The organism is Thioalkalivibrio sp. (assembly GCF_041685615.1).
In the GTDB taxonomy this organism is placed as follows: domain Bacteria; phylum Pseudomonadota; class Gammaproteobacteria; order Ectothiorhodospirales; family Ectothiorhodospiraceae; genus Thioalkalivibrio.
The window spans coordinates 41269-54576 of record NZ_JAWLFK010000011.1 but is presented as its reverse complement, the minus strand read 5'-3'; the positions used below and the strand labels follow the sequence as shown (position 1 = coordinate 54576).

The 13308-nt window shown below is 68.2% G+C and carries 10 protein-coding genes; 4 read left to right on the top strand and 6 right to left on the bottom strand.

Translation table 11 applies throughout. The annotated features are described in order from the left end of the window. From ACESLR_RS03870 to ACESLR_RS03855, 4 genes are all read right to left on the bottom strand, one after another. Nucleotides 1–589 (bottom strand): RIO1 family regulatory kinase/ATPase (locus ACESLR_RS03870; protein ID WP_373024488.1); only part of this gene is annotated, 589 nt, incomplete at its 3' end. Between the two features lie 476 nt (nucleotides 590–1065). Then, nucleotides 1066–4518, bottom strand: coding sequence for a hypothetical protein (locus tag ACESLR_RS03865; RefSeq protein ID WP_373066679.1), 3453 nt, complete (start codon nucleotides 4516–4518; stop codon nucleotides 1066–1068). A 7-nt stretch (nucleotides 4519–4525) separates the two neighbouring features. Then, the gene (locus ACESLR_RS03860) at nucleotides 4526–5806 is read right to left on the bottom strand and encodes an exonuclease SbcCD subunit D (RefSeq protein WP_373024486.1); all 1281 of its coding nucleotides are present in this window, start codon (nucleotides 5804–5806) and stop codon (nucleotides 4526–4528) included. An 84-nt stretch (nucleotides 5807–5890) separates the two neighbouring features. Continuing rightward, nucleotides 5891–6637, bottom strand: a complete 747-nt coding sequence (locus ACESLR_RS03855; protein ID WP_373024485.1) for an HAD family hydrolase — start codon at nucleotides 6635–6637, stop codon at nucleotides 5891–5893. A gap of 675 nt (nucleotides 6638–7312) precedes the next feature. On the opposite strand from ACESLR_RS03855, the gene ACESLR_RS03850 reads away from it, so the two are divergent. After that, nucleotides 7313–7897 carry a cytochrome b gene (locus ACESLR_RS03850; RefSeq protein ID WP_373024484.1) on the top strand — a complete coding sequence of 195 codons (585 nt, stop codon included), beginning with the start codon at nucleotides 7313–7315 and terminating at the stop codon, nucleotides 7895–7897. A 13-nt stretch (nucleotides 7898–7910) separates the two neighbouring features. Beyond that, entirely contained in the window at nucleotides 7911–9506 is a 1596-nt protein-coding gene (locus ACESLR_RS03845) for a hypothetical protein (RefSeq protein WP_373066675.1), read from the top strand. Between the two features lie 118 nt (nucleotides 9507–9624). Here the strand turns inward: ACESLR_RS03845 and fabA are convergent, their stop codons facing one another. Beyond that, nucleotides 9625–10137 (bottom strand): 3-hydroxyacyl-[acyl-carrier-protein] dehydratase FabA, encoded by a 513-nt coding sequence (fabA, locus tag ACESLR_RS03840; protein ID WP_373024482.1) that lies wholly within the window; start codon nucleotides 10135–10137, stop codon nucleotides 9625–9627. A 315-nt stretch (nucleotides 10138–10452) separates the two neighbouring features. Further along, nucleotides 10453–10767 carry a hypothetical protein gene (locus ACESLR_RS03835; protein ID WP_373024480.1) on the bottom strand — a complete coding sequence of 105 codons (315 nt, stop codon included), beginning with the start codon at nucleotides 10765–10767 and terminating at the stop codon, nucleotides 10453–10455. Between the two features lie 203 nt (nucleotides 10768–10970). On the opposite strand from ACESLR_RS03835, the gene ACESLR_RS03830 reads away from it, so the two are divergent. Together ACESLR_RS03830 and ACESLR_RS03825 are read left to right on the top strand one after the other, a co-directional pair. After that, a complete protein-coding gene (locus tag ACESLR_RS03830; protein ID WP_373024492.1) occupies nucleotides 10971–12305 on the top strand; it encodes a hypothetical protein in 1335 nt (444 codons plus the stop codon). Between the two features lie 101 nt (nucleotides 12306–12406). Further along, nucleotides 12407–13108, top strand: a complete 702-nt coding sequence (locus ACESLR_RS03825; protein WP_373024479.1) for a TIGR04211 family SH3 domain-containing protein — start codon at nucleotides 12407–12409, stop codon at nucleotides 13106–13108. Nucleotides 13109–13308: the final 200 nt, after the last annotated feature.

Sequence of the window (13308 nt, the reverse complement as noted above, 5' to 3'; positions counted from 1 at the left end):
TGTTGTTGCCGGCGGCGTTGACAGCCTGGGGGAGGTCGATGATGACGGGCCCGTGCGCGTCCACCAGCACGTTGTACTCGGACAGGTCCCCATGGATCAGGCCGGCGCACAGCATGCGCTGGATCTGGCGGATCATGAATGCGAACCACGCGCGAGCCGTCTCGAGGTCCAGTTCGACTTCGTGCAGCTGGGGTGCGGTGTTGCCTTCGGCGTCCAGCACCAGTTCCATCAACAGGACGCGGTCGAATACGCCGTAGGGGACGGGCACTCGAACGCCCGCGTCGGCAAGGCGGTAGAGCGCCTCGACTTCCGCGTTCTTCCACTGCGTCTCCTCGACCTCGCGGCCGTGACGCCCACGTCGGGCCATGGCCCGCGCATCGCGGCTGCCGCGGACCTTGCGGCCTTCCTGATACTCGGCCAGTTTGTGGAAGCCGCGATGCTTGGCTTCCTTGTACGCCTTGGCACAGCGTGTCGCACCGCCGCTGCGGACGAGGTAGATGTTGGCCTCCTTGCCGCTTTGCAGCTGCCCGAGGACGGTATCAATGACGCCGTCTTCGACCAGCGGCTGGAGGATCTTGGGGATTTTCATAAGCGCGTACGGGGTTGGCGAAACGAAAGACGCCGACCTGGGGAGAACCCCGGAGGCCGGCGTCTGCGTTCCAAAACGGTTGGGTCAGGGCAGAAAGACCTTGGGCTTGCGCTTCTCCGCCTGGGCGGCGCGTTTCTCCATCAGTGTCTTTTCGGCCTTCTTCTTGCTGTCGCGCTTACGATCCATGGTCTTCATGGGGTGGGTCCTCTGGGGCGTCGGATGGGTCATCCGGCTGATTGCGTGCCCGTTTCTGCTGGCGTTTTTCTTCCTGCTTGGCGGCTTTTTTCAGCTCGCGCTGGCGCTTTTCGTATTGGTAGTTCGGTTTGGCCATAGGGCAGCAGGGTCTCCATCGGGGTGTCGCCAGCGAGGCGGGTTCACGAAGCGTCGTCTCTCCACAATAGCACCGAAACACTGTCGTGGGGGCGAGCGCACGAAGCAGGGCAAGGGGGTGCCCGGAGTTTCCTTCCCTGTGCCGTTCAGGCGGGCGGGCGCAAGCCGGCTTGCAGGGCGCGGGCCAGGGCCTGGCCTTCGGTGATGGCCCGCTCCGGTGTGGAGTGGTGCGGTTTGAGGGTCGCGATCACGCGGTGTTCGAGCTCGGTCTCGGTCAGGATTGTGTTCGGATCGATATAGCCGTTGTCGGTGAGCCATTCGGACAGCCGTTCGCGGGCACTGCTCTGGAAGCGCTTGACCGTACCGTTCTCCAGTTCGCGCAGGAGCTGTTCGCCGTTGCCATTCAGCTGGGTCGCCAGGTCGGAGACGGCGTCGATGAAGGTCGCACTGACGGCTTCGGAGGCCTCCAGGGCCTCGCGGTCTACCGGGCGGCCGCGACCCTGGCGCCAGGCGCGAGTCCAGGCGCGCGCGGCGTCACTACGGGCCTGCAGCGTCTGGCATTCCGGGGGTTCCAGCAGGGAGTCGGCGGGGCCTTGTAGCAGGGATTCCAGCGCGCCCAGGCGATCCACCCCCAGCTCCAGCAGGCGCTGCAACAGTTCCAGACGGTCCCGCAGCAGGTGAAACAGATGGATACCGGCCGGATCCTGCCAGGGGTCGATCAGGGGAATGCCCCCAATCCGCTGCGCGTAGTCCTCGGGTGCGTCGCTGCCGGGGGCGGGTACCGCTTCGGGTTCCGGAAGGCCCAGCTGCTCGTGGCTACCGAGCGCTTGCTGTCCCCAGCGGCGTGCGGCCAGGTCGATGATCTCGACGCTGGACTCCTGTGCCTGCCAGTAACGCGCGTCTTCGGGCTGGGCGGTCAGGTAGAAGACCTGGCGGCCGGCCTCGTGGGCCAGTGCCTGCAGGCTTTCGGCCACTGCCCGGAAGCGGTCCGGGTCCGCCGTGCCCAGCGCCTCGTCGAGGATGAGCGGGAGCGCGCTGCGCCCGCGTTCGGCCTCCAGCGCAAAGGCGATGCGTACGGCGAGCAGAAGCTGCATCCGCGTCCCGCTGGAGAGTTCGGTGAGCGAGCGGGTGGCCCCGCTGGCGGTCTCGCGGGCGCTGAACCGGGCCGAGGCATGAGGTGAGAACTGAAGTTCGTAGTGATGCCGTGTGAAGCGCCGGAACCATTCGCGGGCCTGGCGCAGGGCGGCGGGCTGCACCGCCTGTTCGTGTTCCATCTCGACCTGGTCGAGCAGGAAGTTTCCGGCCGTGGCGAACAGGGCCTGGTCGAGTCGCTGCGTCAGGGCGTCGCGGGCGAATTCGCGGCGGGCGCGGGCGGTTTCCAGCTGGCGTTCATGGCCGGCGCGGTCGATGGCCGCTTCGATGCGGGCGATCTCCTCGCTCAGCCGGTCGCGTTCCGCCGCCTGGTCGCGCAGGGTCTGAAGCTGCGATTCCAGGGGTTCCGCGGCATCGACCTCGACCGCCTCGAGCAGGTCCGGGCGGTCCTCGAGGTGGCGGCGGCGTTCGCGTTCACGTTCGCGCACATTACCCAGTTGCTCGCTTAGCTCCTGCCAGTCGGGCCACAGGCGCAGCCTCTCGCGCAGGGTCGATTCATCGTCATCCTCCAGGCCGGTCGCCGCGTACAGGGCGGCGATCTGCTCCCGCGTGCGGTTCGCGTCGGCTTGCAGGCGTTCGAGTTCGCGCTGGGCGGCCTTCTCCTCCCGCTGCGCGGTGTCCCGCGTCTGCAGCCGGGCGGCGAGACGGTCCAGGTGTTGGGCCAGGGTATCCGCCGAAGGGTCGGGGTCCGGAGGGGCCACGGCATACCGGGCGAGAAAGGCCATGACGGGTTCCCGGGTCGCCTCCCGATCGGCTGTCAGACGTTCCTGCTCCGCCCGGGCCGCGTTCACGGCCTGGCGGGCCCGGTCATGGTTCGCGGTCAGGTGGATCCAGCGCTGCAGCGAGGCATCCATGCAGCCGGGGTCGAAGCCGACCTGCCGGGCAATGTCCTTCAGGCGCCCCTCTTCCCGGTCGCGGGCGGCGCGCCGCTCTTGCAGTTCCCGTTCGAGTTGAGCGCGGCGCTCCGCCGTTCGCCGCGCGCCCTCCGCAGTTTCCAATTCGCGCTCCAAATGGGCCAGGCGCTCGCGGACCGCGTCGGCCGCCCAGTCCGTGGGCAGCGCCAGGCCGGTATCGCGGAAGCGTGCCTTCGCAGCCTCGCGGGGTATGTTGTCGGTCGCCGGGCGAGCGGCGATGTAGGTGCCCCAGGCGACCGGGAGCGCGAGTACGGCGAAGGCGGGGTGTACCAGCAACGTCGCTGTGCCGATGGCGCCGCCCGCCGCGAGCAGGGCGATCCCGGCGGCGACCCGGCGCAGGCCGGTCCAGGGGGTGGGGCGCGGGGACCCCAGCCAGTGCAGCAACTCGTCGCGGCCGCGTCGCAGTGTGTCGGGGGTGGGCAGGGTGTCCTCAGTCGGAGGCAGGGAGGCGAGTTCGTCTTCTCGTTGCGCGATGCCGGCCTGCAGCCCACGCAGGGTCTCCAGGGACTGTTCCACCGAGTGGAGCGTGGCGGGGTCCAGGTCGGGAATCGCCTCTGGCGTGCCCCCCAGTTCTTCGGTTGCCTGGCGCAGTGTCGCCTGGACCGCGTGCAGCTCCCTTGTCGTCTGCTCCAGCCCCCTCTCCAGCTCCAGCAGCCTGCGAACCACGGGGCGTTGATCGTCCACGCGATCCGCATCCAGCTCGGGATCCGCCAGTCCGGCTTCCTCGCGGCGCTGGCGGGCGTCCTCCAGGCGTTCACGGGCCTGTTGTTGTTCGAGTCCCAGGCGCCGCAACTCGTCCTGGAGTGGGGCGAGGCGTTGCAGTTCGTCGCCGCGGAGCCTTTCCAGACCGGGAGGCAAGGACGCCATCCGGGTCTCCAGATCCCGGTGTTCGCGTCGGGCCCCCAGCAGGTCCAGGGCGCGTTCGTACTGATCGGCCTCGTGGGCGGCGCGCTGGGCCTGCTGGCGTTGCGCATTCAGGGCGGTCAGGCGCTGTTCGTCGTGCTGCAGGCCGCGTTGCTGCTGACGGCGTTCGCGCAGTTCCTGTTCCGCGGCCGTCAGCGCCTGGGACTCGCTACGGGCGTGGGTCGTCTTCAGGGCCAACGCGGGATCGTCGCGCAGGGCGGGGAGGTCGTAGCCACCGGCCAGTTCGCGGGCCAGGCGCAGGCCGATCTCCTGCTCGGTCCCGTGGTCGGCGTTCAGCAGGTCCTCGATGCGCAAGGTGTAGCAGTCGATGAAGCGATGATCCGGCAGTGGGGGCGCCTCGACGCGTTCGCCATTGCGGGACCAGGACAAGTCGGTCCCCAGCCGATGGGCCTGTAACGGGCCCTGGGCATCGACGAAGGTCGCCTCGATGTGGACTCCGGTCTGGCGCAGTTCCTGGGTATACAGGGCGGCTCGCAAGGCGCGCACGAGGCTCGATTTTCCGGACGCGTTGGGCCCGATGGCCACGTTCACACCCGGCCCCAGGGCGTCCAGGCGGAACCCAGGATGGATGCCCGGCAGTCGGACGATATCCAGTGAGTCCAGTCTCATGCGGCCCTCACGTCTCGCTCTCGCGCTGGAGCAGCAGCCGGTCAAGGGCGTGCAGGGCGGCCGCTTCCAGGTGGCGGGCGATCGCCTCGTCATCGGGGCCCTCCGGGGCGAGGGCGCGATAACGCGGGTCATGAATCACCTGGGCGAGCGGGCCCCGGGCCTTCTCCAGGAGTTCGCGGCGGGCCGCGTTGTCCGGACCTTGCAGCAACTGGAGCTTGCGGGCCAGCAATGCGGCGGGATCGCTGCCCGCGGCGAGTTCCGCCAGGTCCCGGGCGGGCAGGGCCTCCAGGCGCCAGTCATGGACGAAATACAAACGGCCGCCGAGGTCCTGCGGTGTGGCGCGCGGGTCGTCGGCGTACAGGCTGCGCTCCAGCGCGTGGCGCTGATCGCTGCGTCCGGTCAAGCGCAGGCGGCAGCCGACGGCCGCAGGCCTGTGGCTCCAGGTCTCCAGTTCGGCATGGAGGGCTCCCAGTGCCTCGGTCACCCGGCGGTGGATATCGGCCGCTTGCTGCAGGCCATCCACGGCGATCTCGAGGGTATGCCAGTACAGCGGTGCCAGGGGAATCTGCTCGATCGCAAGGTCGCCGCCCGGGGTGATCTCGAGACACCAGGGGCCATGGCGGCCGGGCTCGCCCGGATCCATGCCGCTCAGGGAGCCCAGATAGCCCATCGGTCGGGGCGCGGCGAGCGGATCGGGGCGGTGGATGTGGCCCAGTAGCCAGGCCTCGACCGGGGCGGCCTCGAGGTCGCTGCTGCGCACCGGGGCGTGCGGGCTGCGGGACTGGTCACGATCGCAGTGCAGGAGCCCGAGGGTGGGGCAGTCTGTGGGGGCGGGAAAATCGCCTTCCAGCGGACTGGTGGTGACGCGCGCGTCGGGGAACGACCAGCCCGCAATCCGTAGACGCTGATCATCATGGCCGCGCAGCTCGCGGGTTTCCCACTGCCCGCCGGCCCCCAGCAGCTCGAAGGCCGGCAGGGATTCGGCCAGCCGTGGCAGGACCTGGACGTCATGGTTGCCAGCGACGCCGAGTACCCGGATGCCCGCCTCGGTCAGGCGCTCGACACCCGCCCTCAGGTCGCGGTAGGCCTCGTAGAAGTCGTCCTCCTGTTCGACCACGTCGCCGGCCAGCAGCACCGCGTCGATGCCCTGTTCCACGGCGTAGTCGACGCTGCGGCGCCACGCAGCGGCTGGGCCGAGGTTTGCGGTGCCGAGCGCCTCGTCCACCGCGGGCGGGATGCGCGACGGCTGTCGGCCCAGATGGATGTCGCCCACGCACAGGAGCTTCATGGACGCGGGGAGGCGGTCGGGATCATGGGCGCAGTTTGGAAGAATCGCGGACCAAAGCCAATCCCGGACCGTGGCCGGGTTGGCTCAGGCTTCCATGCCGAGTTGCCGGGGCAGCTGGCCGAGGCGGCCGAGCGTCAGGCAGGGGCGGGGGTGACCGTGTTCCCAGGGGAGCGAGTCGGGGTTGAACCAGGCGGCGCGGAATCCGGCCTGTAGTGCTCCCAGGACGTCCGCGGTGCTGTCGTCCCCGACGTGCAGGATGGCGTCCGGCGTTACGCCCGCCTGTTCGCGGGCCTGGTGGAAGATGCGTGGATCGGGCTTGGCGGCCCCGGCCTCACCGGCGGCGATGGCGAAATCGAAGTGTCGGCCGAGGGGCGTGCGAAAGACATCCGCGTTACCGTTGCTGATCGCGCCCAGGCGGAAGTGACGCGACAGCGTCGTCAGCATACTTTCGGCTTCGGGATAGGGCGTGACCTCGTTGCGTGCCTCCCAGAACACGTGGAAGCCTTCGCTCGAAAGGTGGTCCGGGCAGCAGCCACAGGTCTCGGCCAGCTCGCGCAGCCAGCGCTTGCGCAGGCGGGTCAGGTCGTGGCGTTCGTGGTCAGGGGCCGCGCGCATGAAGGCCGTGCGCGCCTGGATCAGGGAGTCGGCATCAAAGCGTTCGCAGATCGCAGGGGCATGCTCGCGCAGCCAGGCGTAGAAGCGCGCCTCGGCGTGGTGGATGACCGGCATCACCGGCCACAGGGTATCGTCGAGGTCGAAGGTCAGACAGCGGATACGGCCGGGTTCGAACGCTCGAGGTCGAACAGGCTCGCGACGGGGTGTGTGGTTCATCCGTACAAGGGTAGCGTGGAACCACGACGGCGCGACCATTCGGATAACCCCCTTGGGGGTACTCGCGGCGTTCGGCCGTCGGAGTGGACTGCTAGGGAATCCCTGATCAATGTACACGCTCGAGTCGCTTTCGCGTGCGAAGGAGTGGAGTGCGTCACCCGATGGGGTGCTTATAGAGCCTCGTACCGCCTCGAGCGCAAGGCGGCGCTCGCCGGGAATGGCCGTAGCCCTTTCCAAGAGCGCCAACGCCGCGATCGCGGCGGTACGAGGCTCCCTTTTCGGGCGAGAGTCTCGGGGGCCAGCTGCGGCGTTGCGCTTGCTTGACGTAGCACCACTACGCCGGCGCCACCGCGCCTTGCATCTGACCCCCGAGGCACTCGCTATAAGCACCCCATCGGGTGACGCACTCCACTGCGCGCGGTGACCGCCATGCAGTCATTCTGCACAAGGGAGCCGCAACGCCGTGCGCATGCGAAAGCGGCCGAGCCCCTTCGTTTATTGAATTGTGGGGTTGGCACCCCAGGTTCCCCGATCCTGCGTTGCGCCGCTTGTGGGTAGAACCACTACCCGCTGCGCGACGCGCCTAGTCTCGGGAAACCTGGGGTACCAACGCGAGCGTGTACATTGATCAGGGATTCCCTAGGCTGGGAAGGAAGCGACGAGGAGGTCTTTGACATGCAAACGACCAACGATTCCGGTGTCTGGCCGCGCTACAGCCGGGGCCAGCGGGTGGTGCACTGGCTGGTGGCGGTATTGGTGCTGGGCGCGCTGGGTCTGGGCGGGACCATCGGCTGGTTCGGTTTCGAGGGGTTGCAGGCGCGCTTCGGTGAGGATGCGACCAACACCATTTACACCTGGCACAAGAGCTTCGGGGTGCTGATTCTGGCGCTGATGCTGGTGCGCATCAGGCTGCGGCTGCGTCACGGCAAGCCGGCCTACGCGGTGGCGCTCGCCCGGTGGCAGCGGATCGGCTCGGAGGCGGTGCACGGGCTGCTCTATGTCCTGCTGATCGTGATGCCGGTGATCGGATGGTGGGCGACCGCGGCCGGCGGCTATCCGGTCCAGCTGGGGCCGTTGATCCTGCCGGGCTTGTTCCCGGAAAACGAAGCCCTTTCGGAGAACCTGTTCGGTTGGCACCAGGCGCTGGGGATAGCCATCCTGATCCTGGCGCTCGGCCATATTGCGGTGGCGCTGTTCCACTGGCGCGTGCGTCGGGATGGCGTGATGCAGCGAATGACCTTCGGTTCGGCCCGGCGCTGATTCCGGGGCACCGATGCTGCGATTGCTGCTGACCCTTGTTGCGCTGAATACGGTGCTGCTGGGTCTGGAAATCCCGCGCTTTGCGGGGCTTGCACCGTACTGGCTCGCCTGGGAGGCCGTGCTGCTGGTAGGCCTGTTCGCGCTTCTGCCGTCGGGCCGGCTGGCGCGGGGGTTGGCGTGGCTGGCGGGCGGGCTCCTGCTGGCACTGGTGGTGTTGGCGTTGTTCGATGCCCTGACCCGGGCCAGTCTCACCCGGCCGCTCAACCTGATCCAGGACTGGATACTGCTGGATGCGGTGTACCAGTTGGTGACCGGGAATCTCGGTACGCTGGCCACGGTGTTGCTGGCCATCGTCCTGATCGCCGGGCTGATCGTGGTGATCTGGGGAGCGGCTCGGGGGCTGTATGCGCTGGGCAGCCGCTTCGCAGGCGTGCGGCGGGTGCCGCTGCCCCTTGCCCTCGGGCTGCTGGCGCTTGGCCTGGTGGGTACGGTCGTCGGCATGCGCGACGTGGCGCCCGCCGGAACGGTCGCGCCGGCGGCTGGGATGGTGCAGCAGCAGATCGCGGCGGGGCAGGCGGCCCTCGCGGAGAATCGCGCCTTTCGGGCGCGGCTGCAGCAAAGCCGTAAGCAGGCCGGGGCACAGCCGCTACCGGGACTCGCCGGGGTCGATGTGATCCTGGGCCTGGTGGAGTCCTATGGCGTCTCCGCTGCTTTCGACGAGCGCTATGCGCCCGTGATCGTGCCAGGGCTCGAGTCCATTGGCGAGGAACTCGACGCGGCCGGCCTGCACGTGGTGACCGGCGTGCTGGAGGCGCCGATTGCCGGCGGCCAGTCGTGGCTGGCGCAGGCATCGTTGCTGTCGGGCCTGCAGGTCCGCTACGCCGGGCACTACGACGCGTTGCAGGCCGAGCCCCGCGATACCCTGGTGCAGGATTTCCAGACGACCGGGCACCGCACGGTCATGCTCGCGCCGGCGATCCAGCTCGACTGGCCGGAGGGCCGGTGGTTCGGCTGGGACCGGATCGTGGACAAGCACGACTTCGACTACGTCGGGCCGCCATTTTTCTGGGTCACGGTGCCGGACCAGTACACGTGGTCGTTCTTCGACCGCGAGGTGCGTCCGGCCTCGGAAGACCCGGTTTTCGCGATGCTGGCGCTGGTCAGTTCGCATGCACCCTGGACGCCGATCCTGCCGGTTCTGGAGGACTGGGATGCGATCGGGGATGGCGCGATCTTTGACCAGTGGGCCGACCTGAGGCCCGCGCCGGAGACGCTGTGGCGGGACTTTGATCGTGTGCGCGAGTACTACGCGGAGTCGGTGCGCTACTCGCTGGAGGCCACCGGGGCCTACGCCGCCCGGTTTGCCGACGAGGAAACGCTGTTCTTCATGCTGGGCGATCACCCGGCGGCCGCGCTGATTACCGGTCAGGACACCAGTTGGGCGGTACCGGTCCACGTGATTTCGGGTGATCCGGAGTTGCTGGAGCCGTTCCGGGCGCGCGGTTTCGTGCCAGGGATGCAGCCGCCTTCGGAGCAGGCGGACCACGGCTTCGATGCCCTGCGCCTCTGGCTGCGCGAGGCCTTCGGCCCGCCTGTTGGGCCGGATTGACTGGTCGGCCCGGTTTCTGGCCGGCGGGATGGTGGGTCCGGGTTCACCATCCGGTGTTTACGGGCCTTCGTTCGGCCCCAGCCTCCACCAGGCAGGCGGTGGCGGAAGCCGGCGGGGTCTAGAAGTTTTCGGTGGAGGTGAACAGGCCGACGCGGAGGTCGTGGGCCTCGTAGATCGGGCGTCCGTCGACCTTGACGATGCCGTCTCCGATGCCGAGGACCAGCTTGCGCGCGATCACGCGCTTCATGTCGATATGGTAGGTGACCTTCTTGGCGGTCGGCAGGACCTGGCCGGTGAACTTGACCTCGCCCACGCCGAGGGCGCGCCCTCGGCCCGGGTTGCCGAGCCAGGCCAGATAGAAGCCGACCAGCTGCCACATCGCGTCGAGGCCGAGGCAGCCGGGCATCACCGGGTCACCGGGGAAGTGGCAGGCGAAGAACCAGAGGTCGGGGTTGATATCCAGTTCGGCGATCATCTCGCCCTTGCCGTACTGGCCGCCGTCGCCGTTGATTTCGAGGACACGGTCCATCATCAGCATGTTGGGGACCGGCAGCTGGGCGTTGCCCGGGCCGAACATGTTGCCGTAGCCACAGGCCAGGAGTTCGTCGCGATCGTACTGGTTCTTCTGCATGGGAGCGCCGCTCGGGGAAAAGGCCGGTATTGGACCGAAACCCGCAGGCAAAAGCAATTGCGGCGGGGTTCGGCGGCGCGCTGATGACCCTAGGGAGACGCTGATCGAATCGCGCGTTCGCGCTCGAGTCGCTTTGGCGTGCGGACAGGGCGCGGTGACCGCCGTGCAGTCATTCTGCACAAGGGAGCCGCAACACTGTGTGCGCGACAAAGCGGCCGAGCCCCTGCTTACAATGACTTGTGGGGTTGGTGCCCCCTGTTCTCCGATCCTGCGTTGCGCCGCCGCGAACGCGTGATTCGATCAGCGTCTACTGGATCAGGCGTCGGACGGATACCTTAGCAGTTCCGCGAGGGTGAAGAAGCGATCGCCGCGCAGGTAGCCGGCCTGGATGTCGGCAATCAGGGCCCCGGCGCGACCCTGGGCGTCGCGCTCGGCGACCCAGGACGCGGGGACCGTGTCCAGGATGTGGGTGCAGGCGAGGCGCCCGTCTTCCAGATGGCTGGCGTGGACCTCGCCGGTGCGACGGTGGCGGAAGGCCGGGAGCCAGCCGGCCGTAAAGCCGGCGTCCAGCCAGGCGGGGTTCTCTGTGCGGGCCGGTACGGGGGCCGGCAGGAGGTCGAGGCTGAGCATCGCGGGGTCTCCGGGGATTTAACCGGGGTATCGGCGTGGGCTGCCCAAACTTGAGAGCGGTCCGTGCATTCGGCGGGAGGGACCGGAACGATAGGACAAAATTGTGCAGCCGGTTTTTCGGGCCCGGAGTTGCGCCGGACGCGGCGGGCACGGACCATGCCTCAAAGAACAACAAGCAAGGGGTAGTCGTGGCCGTCACTGTATTGCTGTGGATACTGGGGGTTGTTGTCGCGATCGTGGTGCTGGATCTGGCGCGACGGCCATTGCGCCGTTTGCTGGTCGGCGTAACGGGCGGACTGACCCGTCTGGTCTGTGCCCTGCGCCGCCAGGTGCTGCACCTGCGCGATGCGACCCTGCGCTGGCACCATGCCCATCTGGCGCGGCTGGAAGCCGAACGCGTCCATGTCGCGGTCCATGCCTTGGAACGTCGTTATGCCCGCCTGGTCGGCCACGACCTCGCCGAGATTCCCGATTTGCGCCAGCAGGTTCACGAGACGTTGCGGCAACTGGAGGACGCCTACGCCCGCGACGAGGGGCGGCTTTCCGCCGAGCCGGGCTGGGTCAGCCGGCTGGAGGCCCTGGTCCGTACGCCGGTCAGCGACAGCCCGCAGGGGCAGCGCCTGGTGCAGGACATGCAGGAGACGGTCCTGCGGATCGCCCGGCTGGGCATGGAGGAGCACCGGCAGATGGCGCAGGGCTTGTTGTCGGCCCGTCGGCGTCTGGAGGCCCCGCTGCACGAGTTGACCGGACGCCTGGAGCAGGTGCACCGCCGTCTGGCGGACTTGCAACGCCAGGGTGAACGACTGGACAACGGCCTGTCCCGTTGCGAGAACGGGTACCATCCGGCGCGGCGTCAGTTGCCGGCGTATGCCCAGGCGGGCAGCCAGTGGTTGCAGGGCGCGGCCGGACTGGTCCTGACCGGGGTCGCAGTGATCGTGTACCAGCGCTTGTTTGACCCGGCCCTGGGGACGCAGTTTCCAGAGTCGATGGAGACCGCTGGCGTGGCCTTCCCGGGCCTGGTGATCGCACTCCTGCTCGGGGCCGCGGCGGTCTGTGGCTGGTTGCTGGCCGAGGCCCGCGGTGTCTCGCGGCTCCTGCCGCAGGCCCTGATGGACGGGAGCGAGGGGGTGCGGCGTGCCCTGGTGGTGGTGGCTGCGGCCGTGCTGGCCACAGTCGCGCTGGTGTCGGGGCTGGGCGGTTTTCACCTGGAATGGGTGGCCTATCGTCAGGAGCTGGTCGATACCCTGCTGGCAGGTGATCCGGCGCCGCCGGCGACGCTGGATTTGTTCGAGCAGTCGGTGGGGGCACTTCTGGGGCTGGTTATCCCCCTGATCGTAGCGCTGGCCCCTGTCTGGCTGGTGGGTGTCATGCAGGCGACGCGCGTGATGCTGGGCGGGCTTGTCAGCCTGTTTCTTGCTGTGCTGGCCGGCATCCTGTACCTGCTGGCGGTGGCCGCGGTCCAGATCCGCAGGCTGTTGCCGGTGGCCTTTGACCTGGTCACGTTCCCGGCGCGCGCGGTGCGCGAGCAGTTCATGTGAGGGATTCGCCGGGCGTTATGTGAACTGCATCAACCCCCCGGCGCGCGCCCGACCTGTACCGCTGTAGAATGCAGCGCCATTGTTCCCTGACGAATCAAGAGATGGCAACAGACATGACGATGAATGGGTGGCCGATGCGTGCGATGGTGCTGATCCTGGGCGGGTTGCTGATGGTGGCCTGGACCGGCGCGACCGCGCAGGAGACACGATACGTCAGCGAGGAACTCGAGATCGGGGTGCGCGGTGGTCCGTCGAATCAGAACCGCATTGTGAGTTCCGTGCGTTCCGGGCAGCCGGTCACCGTGATGGAACAATCCGATGACGGCTGGAGCCGGGTGCGCCTGCCCAGCGGGAACGAGGCCTGGATCCTGACCCGCTACCTGCAGGACGAGCCGCATTCCCGCGAACGCCTGGCGGAGGTCGAGGCCGAACTCGCCGAGATCCGCTCGGGCGCGGATGACCAGGAGGGCCGGATCGCGGAACTGCTGGATCAGCGCAACGAGCTGACGACCGAGCGCGATGAACTTCAGGCACAGATCACGGACATGGAATCGGAACTGGAGGAGTTACGCGACATTGCCGAGCGCCCGCAGGAGATCCAGCGCGAGAACCGGCGGCTGGAGCAGGAGTTGATCGAGGCGCGTGATTCCGCCGACGAGTACCGTCGTCAGGTCGAGGTGATGCAGGCAGACAGCCAGCGCAAGTGGTTCATGACCGGGGCGCTCGTGACGGTGGGTTCCGTGATCCTGGGCATCATCCTGACCCGGATCCCGACACGCCGGCGCCGCAGCGACTGGGTCTGACCGGCATTTCGCCCTCCGGATAAGGATCGTTGCGAGGAACATCAAGTTTCTTGCGCGGTCCCACCCAAGTCAGTAGGCTTCCGCGACCGTTCGAGAAGGGCGGGTGCAGGTCCCGTCCGGCCTGTCTCGCTCGCGACGGAAGGACCCTTTAAGCGTGGCCCCTGGCCGCGTCCTTGGCCCGGAACCAAAAGGACTGAGCT